Source organism: Amycolatopsis dendrobii, assembly GCF_014145675.1.
GTDB lineage: Bacteria > Actinomycetota > Actinomycetes > Mycobacteriales > Pseudonocardiaceae > Amycolatopsis > Amycolatopsis dendrobii.
Window position 1 is genome coordinate 214,636 of sequence record NZ_JACGZW010000009.1, and the last position, 16,992, is coordinate 231,627.

15 protein-coding genes are annotated in these 16,992 nt (G+C 68.9%); 9 read left to right on the forward strand and 6 right to left on the reverse strand.

Annotation, left to right across the window (positions count from 1 at the left end; genetic code table 11):
* Positions 1–8: 8 nt before the first annotated feature.
* Positions 9–1,022 (forward strand): lysylphosphatidylglycerol synthase transmembrane domain-containing protein, encoded by a 1,014-nt coding sequence (locus H4281_RS26705; RefSeq protein ID WP_182893670.1) that lies wholly within the window; start codon positions 9–11, stop codon positions 1,020–1,022.
* Between the two features lie 67 nt (positions 1,023–1,089).
* On the opposite strand, the gene H4281_RS26710 is transcribed toward H4281_RS26705, so the two are convergent.
* Both H4281_RS26710 and H4281_RS26715 read right to left on the reverse strand, forming a co-directional pair.
* Entirely contained in the window at positions 1,090–2,628 is a 1,539-nt protein-coding gene (locus H4281_RS26710; protein WP_182893671.1) for a tachylectin-related carbohydrate-binding protein, read from the reverse strand.
* Positions 2,629–2,906: 278 nt separating this feature from the next.
* Positions 2,907–4,829, reverse strand: coding sequence for a DUF6541 family protein (locus tag H4281_RS26715; protein WP_182893672.1), 1,923 nt, complete (start codon positions 4,827–4,829; stop codon positions 2,907–2,909).
* A 193-nt stretch (positions 4,830–5,022) separates the two neighbouring features.
* Here H4281_RS26715 and H4281_RS26720 point away from each other — a divergent pair, with 193 nt between their 5' ends.
* Together H4281_RS26720 and H4281_RS26725 are read left to right on the forward strand one after the other, a co-directional pair.
* On the forward strand, positions 5,023–6,540 hold the full coding sequence (locus H4281_RS26720) for a phosphatidylglycerol lysyltransferase domain-containing protein (protein ID WP_182893673.1): 1,518 nt from the start codon (positions 5,023–5,025) through the stop codon (positions 6,538–6,540).
* 65 nt (positions 6,541–6,605) lie between these two features.
* Complete coding sequence (locus tag H4281_RS26725) at positions 6,606–7,337, forward strand: lysophospholipid acyltransferase family protein (protein ID WP_182893674.1); 732 nt, start codon at positions 6,606–6,608, stop codon at positions 7,335–7,337.
* 85 nt (positions 7,338–7,422) lie between these two features.
* Here the strand turns inward: H4281_RS26725 and H4281_RS26730 are convergent, their stop codons facing one another.
* Entirely contained in the window at positions 7,423–8,247 is an 825-nt protein-coding gene (locus tag H4281_RS26730; protein ID WP_182893675.1) for an HAD family hydrolase, read from the reverse strand.
* Between the two features lie 57 nt (positions 8,248–8,304).
* Here H4281_RS26730 and H4281_RS26735 point away from each other — a divergent pair, with 57 nt between their 5' ends.
* On the forward strand, positions 8,305–9,192 hold the full coding sequence (locus H4281_RS26735; RefSeq protein WP_182893676.1) for an LLM class flavin-dependent oxidoreductase: 888 nt from the start codon (positions 8,305–8,307) through the stop codon (positions 9,190–9,192).
* Between the two features lie 40 nt (positions 9,193–9,232).
* Here the strand turns inward: H4281_RS26735 and H4281_RS26740 are convergent, their stop codons facing one another.
* Positions 9,233–11,245 (reverse strand): DUF6541 family protein, encoded by a 2,013-nt coding sequence (locus tag H4281_RS26740; protein ID WP_182893677.1) that lies wholly within the window; start codon positions 11,243–11,245, stop codon positions 9,233–9,235.
* A gap of 89 nt (positions 11,246–11,334) precedes the next feature.
* Here H4281_RS26740 and glf point away from each other — a divergent pair, with 89 nt between their 5' ends.
* The 4 genes from glf (at position 11,335) to H4281_RS26760 (ending at position 14,989) form a co-directional block, all read left to right on the forward strand.
* Positions 11,335–12,558, forward strand: coding sequence for a UDP-galactopyranose mutase (glf, locus tag H4281_RS26745; protein WP_182893678.1), 1,224 nt, complete (start codon positions 11,335–11,337; stop codon positions 12,556–12,558).
* Positions 12,551–13,069, forward strand: a complete 519-nt coding sequence (locus tag H4281_RS26750; protein ID WP_134664121.1) for a phosphatase PAP2 family protein — start codon at positions 12,551–12,553, stop codon at positions 13,067–13,069. The genes glf and H4281_RS26750 overlap by 8 nt, the downstream gene beginning before the upstream one ends.
* Positions 13,066–14,124, forward strand: a complete 1,059-nt coding sequence (locus H4281_RS26755; protein ID WP_182893679.1) for a decaprenyl-phosphate phosphoribosyltransferase — start codon at positions 13,066–13,068, stop codon at positions 14,122–14,124. The genes H4281_RS26750 and H4281_RS26755 overlap by 4 nt, the downstream gene beginning before the upstream one ends.
* Before the next feature lie 208 nt (positions 14,125–14,332).
* Positions 14,333–14,989 (forward strand): hypothetical protein, encoded by a 657-nt coding sequence (locus H4281_RS26760; protein WP_182893680.1) that lies wholly within the window; start codon positions 14,333–14,335, stop codon positions 14,987–14,989.
* Positions 14,990–15,029: 40 nt separating this feature from the next.
* Here H4281_RS26760 and H4281_RS26765 read toward each other — a convergent pair whose 3' ends face one another.
* Entirely contained in the window at positions 15,030–15,722 is a 693-nt protein-coding gene (locus tag H4281_RS26765) for an SDR family oxidoreductase (RefSeq protein ID WP_182893681.1), read from the reverse strand.
* Between the two features lie 104 nt (positions 15,723–15,826).
* Between H4281_RS26765 and H4281_RS26770 the strand changes: the two genes are divergently transcribed.
* Positions 15,827–16,195 (forward strand): MerR family transcriptional regulator, encoded by a 369-nt coding sequence (locus H4281_RS26770; RefSeq protein ID WP_182893682.1) that lies wholly within the window; start codon positions 15,827–15,829, stop codon positions 16,193–16,195.
* Here H4281_RS26770 and H4281_RS26775 read toward each other — a convergent pair.
* Positions 16,192–16,911 carry an ESX secretion-associated protein EspG gene (locus tag H4281_RS26775; RefSeq protein WP_312872185.1) on the reverse strand — a complete coding sequence of 240 codons (720 nt, stop codon included), beginning with the start codon at positions 16,909–16,911 and terminating at the stop codon, positions 16,192–16,194. The two genes, H4281_RS26770 and H4281_RS26775, sit on opposite strands and share 4 nt — an antisense overlap.
* Positions 16,912–16,992 lie beyond the last annotated feature (81 nt).

Genomic DNA, 16,992 nt, shown 5'->3' on the forward strand with positions numbered 1-16,992 from the left:
GAGAGGCAGTGACGACCGTTCGTACGGAGACGCCGGGGGACGACACCCCGTCCACTGAGGACGCCCCGACCACCGGAAAAGCCCGCAAGTCCACCAAGGCGCGGGTGCTCGACGTCGTGCGCTGGGTCGCCATCCTCTTGGTGATCGGCTTCGCGGCGAAGAGCCTGGCGTCCAACTGGGACGAGTTCTGGCACACGCTGTCGGACGTCGCCTGGCAGTCCTCCGCGCTGAGCCTGGTGGCGCTGATCCTGGCGATCATGGTGTCCACGTGGGGTTGGCAGGTCTTGGTCGACCACCTCGGCAAGCCGATCGGCTACGCCCGCGGGGCGCAGATCTGCCTGGTCGGCTCGCTTGGCAAGTACGTGCCAGGTTCGGTGTGGGCGTACCTGCTGCAGATGGAACTGGGTCGCAAGGCGGGCCTGGCAAGGGCCCGGATCTTTACCGGCTCGCTGATCCAGCTGGGCGTGAGCGTGGTGTCCGCGCTGGTCGTGTCGCTGCTCGCGGCACCTGCGGTGTTCAGCAACAGCCCGCGTGCGATGTGGCTGTTCGTGCTGATCCCGGTCGGTCTCGCGCTGCTGCATCCGCGCATCCTGTCCTGGGGCACGTCGCTGGTCCTGAAGCTCCTGCGCCGTCCGCCGCTCGCCGAGCCGCTGGGCTGGGGCGTGGTGCTCAAGGCGTTCGGCGCCTCCACCGGCGCGTGGGCTCTGCAGGGCGTGCACCTGTGGCTGCTGGCGAACTCGGTTGGTGCGCCGGGCTTCAACGGTTTCATCCTGTGCGTGGGCGCGATGGCCGTCGCGATGACGGTCGGTACGTTCGCCTTCATCCTGCCCAGCGGCGTCGGCGTCCGTGAGGTCGCGCAGGTCGCGGTTCTCACCGCAAGCGGACTGACGGTCGGACAGGCGACGGCGTTCGCGGTCGCCTCGCGGGTCATGTTCACCGTGGCAGACCTGCTCACCGCCGGTTTCGCCGCGCTGGGCGCGAAGATGGCGGCCCGGCGGCCGGCTCCGGTCGACGCCGCCTGAGTTCTGACGTACGAGGAGGCCGCCCGGGTTCGGGCGGCCTCCTCAGTCGTTGAAAGGGAACCTCAGCTCACGGAACGAGCCGGCACGAGTCCGGCGCGGCAGTCGCGTGGAGGTCGGTGTTCCACCCTGAACCGACGCTCGTGCCGCTGGTGCCTACCGGCAGCCAGGTGTCCGTGTTCGCGGAGTACCGGTACCAGCGCAGAACCGGGCCGTCCTTGCCGTCCCACGGGCCCGGGCCCCAGGCCCCGCGGCCGTACAGGATGTCAGCTCCAGGCGAGAAGATGCCGCTGAAGATATTCCATCCGGTGCCGACCAGCTTCTCCCGCTGAGTCCACTTCGCCGCGCCGAAGTCGTACTGGAAGCGGTACAGATTGCCGTTCGGCGTCCGGGCGTAGAGCACGCCGTCGCCGGCAGCGGTGATCGAGTCGTACTTCGTCCAGCCGGTGTCGACGAGCTGGCCGTTGCCGTCGACCCACTTGCCGGCAGTGTCGTCCCAGAGGTACGCGCGCAGTTCGCCCTGGTCGTTGACCATGAAAATGCGGCCGGACTGGTCGACGGTGATGCGATTCTTGAACTCGGGCGTGAGGTACCGGGCCCACCCGTCGCCGACCGCCTTGCCGCCGGTCAGGTTCGCGCCGTCCCACTTCCAGAGCTTGAGCACGCCGTCGCCGTATGGATCGCCCGCGCCGTACGAACGGTGGACGTCCCACATTGCGCCGTTCTTGCCCGCGACCGGTCGCCCGAACCAGCCGTTTCCGCTCGACTTGGTCGGCTCGGTCCAGCTCGCTGTACCGTTCACCGGTCCATTGTGGATGTGCCGCCACAGGGTGCCGTCGGCCATGTCGTCCCAGACGACCGCGCCGTTCGGACAGCTCACCGGCGTCGGGACGGTGTTCTGCCGAACCCAGTCGGCGAGGTCGTCGACCCGGGCTTCAGTGCCGCCTTCCCGGGTTTCGGTGACCGCGAGGCAGCCGTGCTGCCAGGACCGGCTGTTGACCGCTACCACCTCGACCTTGTCGCCCACCGTGCGCAACGCCGGGCCGCCGGCGTCGCCGAGGCAGGTGTCCGAACCGTTCGCGGAGGTCACCGAGACCTCGGTGGCGTTCACCGCCGAGACGGAGAAGGAGGCGACGGACGGCCGAGCGGGCACCCATTCGGTCGCGGTGCGGCCGAACCCGGCCAACTGGAGGGTCTCCCCGCTCGTCGGAGCGGTCGTGGCCAACGCGACCGGTGCGATCCCGGTGGTGGGCTTCTCAAGCTTGGCCAGCGCGACGTCGCGGTCGCTTCGGCCGATCACTTTGACGACCTTGGCGTTCGTCCCAGCTCCGGTGCTGACATCGACCGCACCGACGCTGACCGTTGCGTTCTCAGTAGGAGCACCGGTAGCGCTCGCGGTCAGGCAACTCCCCGAGGTGATGACCCACTGCGGGTCGATCAGCGCGGCCGAGCACGCCTTCGTGGGCGTCGTGATGCGTGCGAGGTAACCCGACGTTCCGGAGGGCACGACGGTGCCGCCGGAAATCGCGTGCGCCGGGATCGCGGTGAGCACGCCGCCGGTCAGCAGCGTGGCCGAAATGGCGAGGGCTCTCTGGGTTCTTCGAGACATAAAGGCCTTCCTTTAGGGTGCGATAGTCGGCTGTGAACTGGTTGTCCAGACGCTGAATGGCGCAATTCTGTCTACTGTGCCGATATGGTCCGTCCCCTCGGTCCCGCGAATGCCCTCATTAATCGATCCGCCTGTCTATCGGCGGGGGTATGCAGGCATTACCCATCGCCTGTGTGACTCAGGACATTGTTCCGGTCAGCGGGATCCGGAGTTCGAATACGGCATAAAAAAGTCGGCGGCAGGGGTTCGGAAACCCCTGCCGCCGACCAGAAAGAAAATCAACGATTCAGCTGGTAAATCACCGCGTCCTCGTTGCGGTACACCTCTTTCAGGAACGGCAGTCCGGCCAGCCCGTTCACGCCCGGATCCGCGTACGCGCGTTTCGGCGGGGCCGCCGGGCGGCCCAGGATCACCCAGTGGATGTTCAGGCGCTGCACCGCGGCTCGGACCGCCGGGTCGGTGTCGTAGTCGCGGAATTTCGCGGCGAGCAGCACGGCGTCCGAGGGAGGTTTCGTGCCGTCGTCGTGGGCGGCGACGGTGCGGACTCCGCTGAGGGCGTAGGTCCACGGCGTGCCGTCCCAGCGGTCGTTCATCGCCCATTGACCTGGCTTAGCGAGCTTGCCCAGTTCGGCCATCGCGCGTTCCTCGCCGGGTGTGATTTCCAGGGTGTGCGGATCGGGGCGCTGGTACCCGCGCGCGACCACCTCGCTGTTGGTCCGGGCGTACAGGCCTTTCGTGGCTCCTACGAAGGCGATCAGGACCAGCGCGGCGAGTGCTGCCGGCGGGATTCGTGCGGGCAGTCGTTCCTTCAGCCACTCGTGCAGCGCCGCGATTCCGTGGCCGGCGATGAACGACAGCGGCACGGTCGCCATCGTGATGAACCGGTACGGGTCGTCCCACCACGGGCGGGCCAGTGCCATGACCAAGGGGGCGTCCGAGGACGAGACCGCCATGTAGAGCAAGCCGGTGATCAGTGCGGTCAGGCCGATCCAGCGCAGCGAGCCAAGCCTGCGGAAGAAGATGAAACCGAACAGCAGCGCCACGGACAGCAAGATCTGCGGATTTGGTTCGAAGTGCTGGAACCCGAGCAACGCGCCGAGCGCGGTCGTCGCGCGCCATTCGCTTGGCCAGCCTAGGTATTCCACCGTCGAACTGTTCGCCAGGCCGAGCGCGCCGAACAGTTGCAGCCACGCCACGACCATCGCCAGCACCGCGATCGGCAGCAGCGCCAGCAGGTCCTTGCCGATCGAGCGCCACCGTTCGATCCAGCGTTGCACCAGCAGCGGTCCGGCGAACAGGATCGCGCCGAACAACGTGGACGAGTGGATGCACAGCAGTCCGACCGCCGAGACCATCAGCACGAAACCGGTGTCCGGTGCGACCCGGTCGAGGTACCGGCGCAGCACCACAGCGGCCAATGGGGTGAGCGCCATGCCCAGCAGGAACGGGTACAGCGGCCCGCGGTCCATCGACTCGTACATGCCCATCACCGGCGCGGCCGAGGCGAGCGCGACGGCTCCGGCCAGCACGGCGCGGCCGCGGAACGCCCGCACCAGCACCACGAGGGAAAGGGCCAGCAAGCCGGGCAGCAACGCCGTGTTCACGTCCAGGGTGAGCGGGATCGAACCGCCGCTGAGCGTGTACTGCACGGAGGCGAGCAGGTGGTACGCGTTGGGATAGAAGGGCGGTGCACCGTCTTCGTACCAGTTCACCGTGCCCATGCCGAAAAGGCTGCCGTCGCCGGTCTCGGCGATGTAGCGCACGCCGTTGGCCGCGTATGGCGCGTCGCCGCCCTGTGCGATCGCGCCGAGGTGGCCCATGCCGCGCACGGCCGCGTAGAACCCGATGGCGGTCGCGAGGACGAGGCAGGCGCCGACCGCCCAGTTCGCCCGCGGTTCCCAGGCCCGCACCTCGGGCTCGTGTGGCCACCGGCGGACGGTGAGCCATCGGAGTCCAAACGCGACAGCCGCGAAAAGCACGGTGGCCAGCGCGTAGGTCCAGGCGTTGAACGGCAGCCCGATCGCCGCTGTCCACGGACCCGCGAGGCCGCCGATGACGTAGCTCAGCAGCGGGGTCAGGCCGGCCAGCAGCCAGCCGCGCAATCCGGCGGCGGCTCCGGTGACGAGCCCGGGGATCCCGAGCACGAGCAGGCAGCAGGCGATGCTGGCTACCACGGACAACGATGTGGGGTCGCTCGGCACAGTCTTCCTCGAGTCATAGGCGTCCGCCTGCTCCCCGTGGCGGATGGGAATCGGGCCCTAGGCTAACCGCACCCCATGTACACCCGAACGGCTGATGTCCGGGAAGCGCGGCAGCGCGCTTGACTGGAGCTGGTGAGGAACGGTCCGCCAGGGGTCGGCCGGACGGGTGAGGGGCGCGGGAGGCTGGGGGCGCGTGGTTTACGCGGTCGTGGGGGGATGGCTGGCGCTGGCCGCGCTGGTCGTCGCCGCTTGGCGGCGGATGGGGCAGGACCGGCGGTGGCGCGTCGGCGTTCTTCTGCTTGTTCTCGGCTTTTCGCTGCTGCATCAGCTGTTGTTCGCCACCGCGACCGAGGACGCGTACGTCAGTTTCCGGTATGCGCAGAACATCGCCGACGGCAACGGCCCGGTATTCAACACGGGCGATCGCAGCGAGACGTACGCGAATTTCCTCTGGCTTGTGGTGATCGCGTTGCCGCGCGGGGCATTCGGGGCGGAAGTGCCGGTGGCGGCCGTTGTGTTGAGTGGCGCGGCCGCCTTGGGGTGCGTGTTGACAGCGTATTTCCTCGCCAATCGCATTGCCGCGCTCGGGCTGCCGGAAGGGGTTGAGCCTCGGCGTGCGGTCGGGGTCGCGGCGGCGTTGCTGACCGCGGGGGCGAATGGGCTCGCGGTGTACGGGCTTTCCGGCACTGAGCTGCCGATGTTCGCGTTGCTCGTGCTCTGTGTCGCGTACGCGTTGGTGGCCGGGCGGCCGTTGGTCGCCGGCGTGCTCGTGGCCAGTGCGGTGATGACGCGGCCGGAAGGAATTGTGCTCGCTGTCGTCGGCGCGGTGTGGCTCGTTTTCGCCGCCGCGCGCGGACGGCACACCTGGTGGGCACCGGTCGGTTTTGTGCTGGGCGCGTTAGTGTTCCTGGCCCCGTGGACGGCTTGGCGCGTTACCTACTACGACCGTTTCGTGCCGGACGCGAGTCTGCCGGCCGCACCGGATTGGCCGTATCTCGGCGGTTTCGCCTTGGCGCACTTAGGGTTTCTCGTCCCGGCCGCGGTGGTGGCGGGGCTCGTGGCGTCCCGGCGACGCGCAGTGGAAGCCCAGTCGGCGTTGTGGTTGTTGCTGGCGCTTGCTGTCTGCCACACCGGGATCGTGCTGTTTTTCGAGGAGGATCCGGGACTGTCGTGGCGGCTGCTCGTTCCGGTGCCGCCCTTGCTGGCAGTCGCCGCGGTGGCCGGGTGTGGCGTCCTCACGCCGGTACCGAGGCCGCGGGCGGTTTCCCGGGCGGTTCCGGCGGTTACCGCCGCGCTCACCGGGGTCGCGGTGGCGGTCTCGGTGTTCAGCCCAGAAGTACTGGAGCGCGTGCGGGCCTGGAGCACACAGGGCGCGCAACTGGCCGAGGTCGGGGACTGGCTCGCCCGCTACCTGCCGCCGGGGTCCACCGTGAGCGCCGGATCGCCGGGGCTGCTCGCGAGCCGGGCTGGTTCGAAGGTGCTGGTGGTCGGACTGGACGCGGAACGGTCGACGCTCGCCGTGCCCGGCCGGTCGGGGTACGCCGATCGCCAGGATTGTGCCGACGACCTGCCCGCCTGGTACCGCGTCGCGACCTTCCGGCGCACCGGGACACCGTTCTGGATCTCGGTCTACCCGCGTGCCGACGACGCCAGCAGGCTCGTCGGCGAACTCGACCGCGCCCCGGACTTCCACTACGTGTCCTGCCCCTGAAGTGTGGCGGAGCCGACCCGCGCGACCTACCGGCGGGAAACCTACGGTCCCGTAGCCTTGGGCACATGGCTGACTTCGTGTACCCGCCCGTCCTGGTCGCCGCGCGGCTGATGTTCCGGCTGCTCGACAACCGCCTCCGGGTGACCGGCGCCGAACACGTGCCCGCCCGCGGCGGCGCCGTGCTCGCCTGCACGCACGTCAGCTACCTGGACTTCATCTACTGCGGCCTCGGCGCCCGCCCGGCGAAGCGGCTGGTGCGGTTCATGGCCAAACAGGAGATCTTCAGCAACTCGGTCGCCGGTCCGCTCATGCGCGGCATGCACCACATCCCGGTGGACCGTGCCGCCGGGCAGGCGTCCTACGACGAGGCCGTGGCGCGGCTGCGTGCGGGCGAGGTCGTCGGCGTCTTCCCGGAGGCCACGATCAGCCAGTCGTTCACCGTGAAGGACATCAAGACCGGTGCGGTCCGGATGGCCGCCGAAGCGGGCGTGCCGGTGATCCCGATGGCGCTGTGGGGCACGCAGCGGCTGTGGACGAAGGGCCGTCCGCGGGACCTCACCCGCAGGCACGTGCCGATTTCGGTGGTGATCGGCGAGCCGATGCGCCCGGGCCCGGAGGACTCGTGCGAAGCGCTGACGACGGACCTGCGCGCCCGGATGTCGGAGCTGCTGGAGAAGGCCCAGGCGGAGTACCCGGAGGCCCCGGAGAGCGACGCCGAACGCTGGTGGCTGCCCGCACACCTCGGCGGCAGCGCGCCGACGCCCGAGGAAGCCGCTGAGCTCGACCGCCGTTCGTGAGCGCCCCAATGCCACATTGGGTGCGTTGAGCGCACCGAACGCCACATTGGGTGCATCTGACGCACCCAATGCCACATTGGGGCGCTTAGAACCAGCGCTCCAGCACCTGCGCCACCCCGTCCTCCGCAGCCGGTCCGGTCACCTCGTCCGCCACTGCCAGCACGGTCGGGTGGCCGTTGGCCATCGCGACGCCGTGTCCGGCCCACTGCAGCATCTCGACGTCGTTGGGCATGTCGCCGAACGCGATCACCGACGACTGGGGCACGTCGAAGCGCTCGGCGATGTCCGCGAGCCCGGTCGCCTTCGTCACGCCGTGTGCGGACAGTTCGATCAGCCCGCCGGAGGACGAATACGTGACGTCTACCGCCCCGTCGAGCACCGCGTTCGTCGCCTCGGCCATCTCCTCCGACGTCATCCCGCGTCGGCTGACCAGCAGCTTGATCGCGGTTTTCCCGAGCATCTCGGCACGCGGCGCGATCCGGCTCTCCTCGTCGCCCCACGGGTTGTGGTACTCCGGCTCGATCACGAAATTGCGCAACTCGTGGTCGACCGATCCGGTGCCGATCCGTTCCGCGGCCAGCCGGCAGCCGGGCAATGCCTTGTCGAGCGCCGAGGCCAGGTCGTGCAGCAGTTTCGGTTCGAGTTCGCCGTGCACCGCGACCACTGAGTCGGTGCCGATGTCGAGCAGTACGGCTCCGTTGGCGCACACCGCGTAGCCGGTCAGCCCGAGCGGTCCGGCGATCGGCGCGATCCAGCGCGGCGGGCGGCCGGTGCACAGCACGAACGGCACGTCGTCGGCCAGCACCCGCTGCACGACCGACACCGTGCGCGGGGTCACTTGTTCGCTGGGGCCGAGCAGGGTGCCGTCGACATCGGACGCGATCAACCGGGGTTTCTCCACGCGTCCCATTCTCCCGGTCGCCGCCCGTTCGAGCGAATGTCAGTGCCGGACGTTACGGTCGGCCTCGTGCGAGCAGGCATCGTAATTCTTCCTGAAGACCGCTGGTGGGCGGCCGAGCCGAAATGGCGCGCGGCCGAGGAGTACGGCTTCGACCACGCGTGGACCTACGACCATCTCGGCTGGCGATCGCTGGTCGACGGGCCGTGGTTCTCCGCTGTGCCCACCCTCACCGCGGCGGCCATGGTCACCTCCACGATCCGGCTGGGCACCTTCGTCGCCTCTCCGGTCGCGCGGCATCCAGTGCCGTTCGCGCGCGAGCTGATCACCCTCGACGACGTGTCCGACGGGCGGTTCGTGCTGGGCGTCGGAGCCGGCGTGGACAGTTCGCGCTACGACGCGCAGGTGCTCGCCGCCCCGGAGCTGACCGCACGCCAGCGGGTCGACCGCTTCACCGAGTTCGTCGAGGCCCTCGACGGGCTGCTGATGACCGACAACTTCGACTTCTCCGGCGAGTACTACTCCGCGCGCGGCGCGCGGAACCTGCCCGGCACGGTGCAGCGCCCTCGGTTGCCGTTCCTGGTCGCGGCCAACGGCCCGCGCACCATGACGCTGGCCGCGCGGTTCGGCGCGGGCTGGGTCACCACCGGGCGCGGCGGGTCCACCCTCGACGAATGGTGGACCGGCATCGAGGAGCTGGTCCGCACGTTCGACCAGCGGCTCGAGGCGGCGGGCCGCGAACCGGCAGGCATCCAGCGGTACCTGAGCCTCGACGCGGCGCCGGTGTTCTCGCTCAGCAGCGTCGCGGCGTTCCGCGAGGCCACCGAACGGGCCCGTGAGCTGGGCTTCACCGACGTCATCGCGCACTGGCCGCGTTCGAGCGGGCCGTACGAGGGGCACGAATCGGTGCTGGAAAAGGTCGTCGAAGAAGTACTGCCGGGCCTCAAGGCCGAATGACCTCTGGCGGCCGCGACCACCCAGGTCGCGGCCGCCAGGATCACTTGATGATCGTGTAAATCTGCGCGCCGGGATTGCGGTAGACCAGCCGCAGGAAATCGCTGCCCATGAGGTCGCGCAGGCCGGGGGAGATCGGTGCGCCCCTGGCGATCGAACCGCTGCCCACCAGCACGTGGTGCACCTTCAGCCGCTGGACCGCCTCGCGTACGCGCAGGTCGAGGTCGTAATCGCGGAAGTGCAGCGCCAAGTACGTCGCGTCCGGCGAGACCGGGCCGCCGCCGTCGTAGTGGCCCGCCACCGGGTGCACGCCGGTCAGCGCGTACATCCACGCGGTGCCGTCGAGCCGGTCGTTCAGCACCTTCTCGTCGGACGGGATGTGCATCCGGCCGAGGAACTCCATGGCCGCGATCTCGTCCGGGCTGACCGGCGGCGTGACCTCGCCCTCCGGCCCGTTGTAGTACAGGAACGACACCGCGGTGGCGTTCGCGGTGCGGTAGAAACCGCCGGTCAGCACCGCGGTCACGGCCACGACGACCGCCGCCGCCGTGATCCCGAGCCGGGAGACCACCGTCGGCCGCGCTTTCGCCCAGCCGATCGAGCGGATCCACTGCGCGGTCCAGCGCTGCAGTTCCGCCATGCCGTGCCCGGCGAGCAGGCACAGCGGGATCGCGGCCAGCGCCATCAGCCGGAACCGGTCGTTCCACCACGGCCGCGACAGCGAGATGACCAGCGGCGAGGCGCCGTACGACGTGACCAGCACGAACAGCCCGGACAGCCCGATCGCGGACAGGACCAGCCAGCGCATCCGGTCGAGCGTGCGGAAGGCCAGCACGCCGACCACGAGCAGCACGGTGAGCCAGAGCTGCGGCGTGTGCAGCACCTGCTGGAACGTGCCGAGCATGTTCAGCGCCGACAGGACCGGCAGGTCCGAGTTCCACGGCTGGTACGGGTACGCGCCGGAGGTGAAGCTGATCGCGCCCAGGATCTGCGGCGCGGCGAAGACGACTGCGGCCACCATGACCGGCACTGTGCGCACGATGTCGCCGCCGATCACGCGCAGCCCGTTGCGCCCTTCAGGCACACCGTCCACCCGAAGCCCGCGAAGCGAGCGGTACCAGCGTTGCAGCACCAGCGGAGCCGCGAAGAGGACGCCACCGAACAGTGCGCTCGAATGCGCGGTGAGCAGACCGTCCGCAGCCAGCGCGAACACCAGGCCGGTGTCGACGCCCGGGCGTACGAGGAAGCGTTGCAGCGCGACCACCGTCAGCGGCGTGAGCACTATCCCCAGCGCGTACGGCAGCAGGCCGCTCGACACCGACTCGTACGCGCCCGTCGTCGCAGCAGCGGCGATCAGGGCTGTGCAGCCTGCGAATACCGCGCGGCCGCCCATCTGGCGGACCAGGGCGACCATCGACAGCGCGAAGATGCCCGCGACCGGCATGGTGATGGCGTTCAGCGTGACCGGGATGCTCGTCCCGGAGATCTGGTAAACCAGCGCGCCGACCAGGTGATAGCCGTTCGGATAGAACGATCCGTCCGGGTACCAGTTGATCTTGCCCATGCCGATGAGCGAACCGTCGCCGGTGTCGGCGATGTAGCGGATGCCGTTCGCGTGGAAGACGGTGTCCCAGCGCTGGAAGACCGCCGTCGTCCCGCCGCGCGCGGACAGCACCACGGCGATCGACAGCGCCGTCGCCACCGCGACGCACGCGGCGACCGACCACTGCGCGCGCGTGCTCCAGGCGACCGGAGGCTCCTCCGCGCCCGGGGTGATCCAGCCGCGGACGAGGCAGAGCCGCCGGATCCCCCACGCGACCCCGGCCAGCAGCAGCGTGCAGGCCGCGGCGGTGAAGACGTTGTACGGGAGACCGACAGTCGACAACCAGGGCCCAGCCAGGCCGGTGACGGCATAACTGAGCAGCGGCGCGAGCCCGGCGAGGGCCCACCCGCGCACTCCCGCGGCCCGGCCGATGAGGCCGCCCGGGACTGCCAGCACGGCCACGTAGCTGGCGACCGCGCCGAGATAGGTCCAGAAGGTGTCTGGTGCAGGCATGCTTCTCACGTGTGTAGTGCCGGTAAAACCTGGCGGGATGCCGAGGTCGGTTCGGGACGCGGTCGCGCGACTGCGTACCCTGAGCGCCCGTGAGCGAGCACACGAACTCCGCCAAGATTACTGAAGACGACTTTCGCGGTTACGACCTCGTCGTCGTCGGGTCCGGTTTCTTCGGCCTGACCATCGCCGAACGGGCCGCGGCCGAGCTGGGCAAGAAGGTCCTGGTCCTCGAGCGCCGCCACCACCTCGGGGGCAACGCCTACTCCGAGGTCGAGCCCGAAACGGGCATTGAGGTGCACCGTTACGGCGCGCACCTGTTCCACACGTCCAACAAGCGGGTGTGGGAGTACGTCAACCGCTTCACCGAGTTCACCGGCTATCAGCACCGGGTCTTCGGCAAGCACAACGGGCAGGTCTACCCGCTGCCGATGAACCTCGGCATGATCAACCAGTTCTTCGGCAAGTCGCACACGCCGGACGAGGCGCGCGAGCTCATCGCGAAGCAGGCCGCCGAGTTCCGGACCGAGGACGCGCAGAACCTCGAGGAGAAGGCGATCTCGCTGATCGGCCGTCCCCTTTACGAGGCGTTCATCCGGGACTACACCGCGAAGCAGTGGGAAAACGACCCGAAGAACCTCGGCGCGAACATCATCACCCGGCTGCCGGTCCGCTACACCTTCGACAACCGGTACTTCAACGACACCTACGAGGGTCTCCCGGTCAACGGGTACACCGCGTGGCTCGAGAAGATGGCCGAGCACGAGAACATCGAGATCCGGCTGAACGTCGACTACTTCGACGTCCGCGAGCACATCCCGGCGGGCACCCCGACCGTCTACACCGGGCCGCTCGACCGCTACTTCGACTACTCGGCGGGCCGGTTCACCTGGCGCACCGTCGACTTCGAGTCCGAGGTCGCGCAGACCGGCGACTTCCAGGGCACGTCGGTCGTCAACTACAACGACGCCGACGTCGACTACACCCGGATCATCGAGTTCCGCCACTTCCACCCGGAGCGGGACTACCCGAAGGACAAGACGGTCATCTTCCGCGAGTACTCCCGTTTCGCGAAGGAAGACGACGAGCCGTACTACCCGATCAACACCGCCGAGAACCGCGAGAAGCTGGAAAGCTACCGCGAGCTGGCGAAGACCGAGGCGCGCGAGAAGAACGTGCTCTTCGGCGGACGGCTCGGCACGTACAAGTATCTCGACATGCACATGGCGATCGGATCGGCGCTGTCGATGTTCGACAACAAGATCGCCCCGCACCTGACCGACGGTGCGCCGTTGGACGGGTCGATCGATGCTTGAGAAGGACACCCCGCGCGGTGAGGTGGCTGTGCTCTCCAGCACCCAGAAGGTGCTGAAGAAGCCGGGCACGGTGCAGGTCGCGCGGGGCATGTCGCTGTTCGGGGAGCACAGCGCGGGATGGTTCGCGCTGGGCTTGCTCGGAGCGGCGGTGGACCGCGACCGGCGCAAAGACTGGCTGGTCGCGTCGGCCGGAGTGGTGGGCGCGCACGCCGCGTCGATCGCCGTGAAGCGCGTCGTGCGGCGGCGCCGTCCGGACCATCCCAGCGTGGAGGTTCTGGTCGGCACGCCGAGCAAGCTGAGCTTCCCGTCGTCGCACGCGACGTCGACGACAGCGGCGGCGGTGCTCTACTCCGGATTGACCGGGCGTAACCTGGTCCCCGCCCTGGTACCGCCGATGCTCGCCTCGAGGCTGCTGCTCGGCGTTCACTATCCGACAGACGTTCTGGCCGGAGCCGCCCTGGGAGGCGTCGTCGGCGGTCTGATCCGACGGAAGCTGACCAAGAAGCGATGAGCGAAACGACCGACGAGCGAACCGAAAACGCGTCCGGTACGGCCGAATCCGCAGAAGCGACGGAGCCGGCTGCCGAAAAGACCGACGTGGCCGAGGAGACCGAGAAGGTCGAAAAGACCGAGAAGGCCGACAAGCCTGAATCCCCGGCCGCCCCGTCCCCGACCTCCGGCACGAGCCCCGTGGGCCTCGTGCTCGGGGTGATCAAAACCGCGCGGCCGAAGCAGTGGGTGAAGAACGTCCTCGTCTTCGCGGCGCCGTTCTTCGCGTTCTCCAAGGCGACGAACCGGACCGAGCTGGTCATCGACGCGTTGATCGCGTTCGTGGCGTTCTCGCTCACCGCCTCGTCGGTCTACCTGATCAACGACGCTGTCGACGTCGAGGCCGACCGGGCCCATCCGACGAAGCGCAACCGCCCGATCGCGGCTGGCATCGTCCCGGTCCCGGTGGCCTACGCGTCGGCGGTGGTGTTCTTCCTCGCCGGGCTCGCCGTGTCGTTCGCGGCGGACTGGCGGCTGGCGATCGTGCTGGCGGTCTACGAGGCCGTGCAGCTCGGTTATTGCTTCGGCCTGAAGCACCAGCCGGTGGTGGACCTGGCGATCGTCGGCTCGGGCTTCCTGATGCGCTCGGTGGCAGGCGGTGTCGCCGGCGGCATCGCGATGTCGCAGTGGTTCCTGCTGGTCACGGCGTTCGGCTCGCTGTTCATGGTGGCGGGCAAGCGGTACGCGGAGATCATGCTGTTCGAGCGCACCGGCGCGAAGATCCGGTCCTCGCTGAAGAAGTACTCGGCGAGCTACCTGCGCTTCGTGTGGGCGACGTCCGCGGCGATCCTGATCATGTCCTACTGCCTGTGGGCATTCGAGATCCGCCAGGCCGAGCACAACTCGGTGTGGGCGGTCGTGTCGATGGTCCCGTTCGTCATCGCGGTGCTCCGCTACGCGGTCGACGTGGACGGCGGCAACGCCGGCGCGCCCGACGAGATCGCCTTGAAGGACCGCGTGCTGCAGGTGCTCGGCGCGACCTGGGTCGTGACCCTGTTCCTGTCGTTCTACCTGTGAACGGCGCGCGTATTACTGTGCCAATCGGTACTAATCCGACCACAGCCACGGCCTAATGACTTCGTAGCAACGGCTACGTGCCGGGCGGCCTGCTTTTGGTCGGATTAGTACACAGCTGGGATTCAGCTTCTCCACAGCATCGACGGTCACCCTCGGGGTGGGAGCCGGGACACCCCGCCTCCCGCCCGCTCAGCCCGGAGGACCGACGATGAACGACGACAAGAACCCCTCGCCCGGCGAGCCCGCCGGACAGCAGCCGACCGAGCAGTTCGGCCAGGTCGGGGACTCTTCCGGCGAGGGTGCGGCTGGTCAGCCGGGGGCGGCTGCGGAAGCCGCGCGGCAGGGGCAGGCGGTGCCGCCTGCCGAGCAGACCAGCCCATTGAGCCAGCCCGGGCCGTCCGCGGAACAACACGCGGGCCAGGCCGGTCCGGCCGCCGAGCAGACCAGCCAGTCGGGTCAGCCCGGGCCGACCGCCGAGCAGGCGGGCCAAGCCGCTCCCACTGGGGAACCGGCTGGTCAGCAGTCGAATCAGCCCGGCCACTTCGCGCAACCCGGCCCGTGGGGCATGCCGCTGCCGCCGCCGAAGCAGAGCGGTTTCCGCCGGTTCGTCGCCCACCGGGCCACGCAGCTGGTCGCGGTGGGAGTGCTGGGACTGGCCGTCGGCGGCGGCATCGTCGGCGGCGTCATGGCCGCGACGCACCACCCCGGCCGGCCCGGCATGAGCCAGCACCAGGGTGGCCACCGCTTCAACGACGGCGGCCCCGGCCCACGGCATCGCGTTCCGGACGGCCAGAACGGCGGCAACCAGAACAACGGCCCCGGGTTCGGCAACGGCGGCGGCACCAGCTCCGGAACGGGCAGCTGAGCGAACAGCTCATTCGCGCAGAATCTCTGCCCGCCCGGCCTCAGCCCCCCAGCAGCGCCGGGTACAGCACCGTCGGATGCGCGGACAGCCCGGCTTTCGCCGTCGCGCTGTCCGCGTCCGCGATGATCTCGATTTCGCCCGCCTCCACGCCGTCCAATGCGGCGCGGACGACGTCGGCGGGGTCGTTTTTCGGAATGTCGAAGCTGGCCATCATGTCGGTGTCGGTGCTGGCCATGACCAGGCCGCTCACCAGCGTGTGCTGGGCCAGAAGCTCCAGCCGCACCGAGTTGGTCATGCTCCACGCCGCCGATTTCGACGCGGCGTATCCCGCGGAGCCCGGGTAGGTCGCCCAGGACAGGGCGGATAGGACGTTCAGAATCGCGCCATTCTTCAACCCTGGCGCGAATGCCCGGATTACCCGAAGCGGGCCGAAGAAATTGGTCTCCATTTCTCGCCGAATCGCATCCAGGTCGCCGGTCACCAGGTCGGTGAAGGAGGCGATTCCGGCGTTGTTGATCAGGAGGTCGACGTCCGGGGCGGCAGCAGCGGCGGCCGCGACGGAGCCGGGATCGGTGACGTCGAGCGGCAGCGACACGGCACCCTCGAGGTCGACCGGGCGGCGAGAGGTGGCGTAGACCTTGGCCGCGCCGCGGTCCAGCAGGGCGCGGACGAAGTGGGCGCCGAGCCCGCGTCCGGCACCGGTGACCAGCGCGGTCGAGCCTGCGATCTGCATGGGGTTCTCCTGGGAAAAGCCGTCGGAAGAGGACAACGGCTATCCTGGACCCTGACGTCGATGTCAGGTTCTCGTGTTTGTGCGGCGGATCACGGAGGGGTCGGATGCGGATCGGAGAGGTGGCGGAGCGCGCCGGGGTCAGCGTGCGTTCGCTGCGCTACTACGAGCAGCAAGGGCTGATCGAGTCGACGCGCACGTCCGGCGGGCAGCGCCGCTACGGCGAGGACGCGGTGGCGTGGGTCGGGCTGATCCAGCAGCTTTACGCGGCCGGGCTGTCCAGCGCGACTATCCGCGAGCTGATGCCGTGCCTGCACGCTGGCGTCAGCACGCCGGAGTCGCGCGTCCGGCTGCGCGCGGAGAAAGCCCGGCTCGACGAGTACATCTCCGGTCTCGAACGCACTCGCGAGCGGCTGGAGGCGATGATCGAACTGGCGGAGACGCCGAATCCGCATTGCCCGGTGGTACTGGGCTAAAGCGCGGCGAAGGTGTCGTTCAGGATCTTCACGATCGCGCGCGGGGTGCCGGAGATGAGTTCGGTCCGGCCGTCGGTCGTGGGATAGGTGAGAATTCGCCCGGTGTTCACGTCGGCGGCGAGAATCGGGCCGCCGGTGAGGTGTCGTCCGTTCGCGCGGCGCGCGACGTAGAGTTCGTGTGTCGCTTCCGCGGGTTGGTTCAGGGTCGAGGCGAGGTATTCGTGGCTGTTGGTCTCGTCGAACGGGTCTGGAGCCGCGTCGGTCGCGGACGTTACCGAGACTGAACGCACCGGTGCGCCGGGGATTTGCGGAAGTGTGCCGAAAAGCGTCGTGGCCAGGCGGGTCGGGGCGGTCGGCTGTATTTCGACCAGACCGTCCTGCGCGGAGACCAGAATCGCGGCTTGTTCTCGTTGCGCGACTATGCCGGTCCGCTGGATTCCGCCGCGAAATGCCGACCAGGCGAAGTACTCGCGTTCAGCTTCGGCGAGCACTTGCAGGGTGCCGCGCAAATACGCGGACGGCGCGTCGTTGTCCGCGAGGCCGAGCCGGGCGAGGAGATCGATGGTGGCGGCGTGAAGTTCGCGGTGTGCGCCTGCCTTGACCCAGACTCGCTTCGCCCGCAGCATCGGATGCTGTTCACCGAGGTCGAGCATGTCCCAGACGACCGAGAGTGCTTCGACGGGCAGGGTCACCGCCTCAACGACGTCCTCCCGCACCTGCGCCCCCTTCCACAATCGCCATCAGCACGGTAGCCGATTGATTACCCGCGTGGTGTTGGTGTCTGCAATTGAGAACAG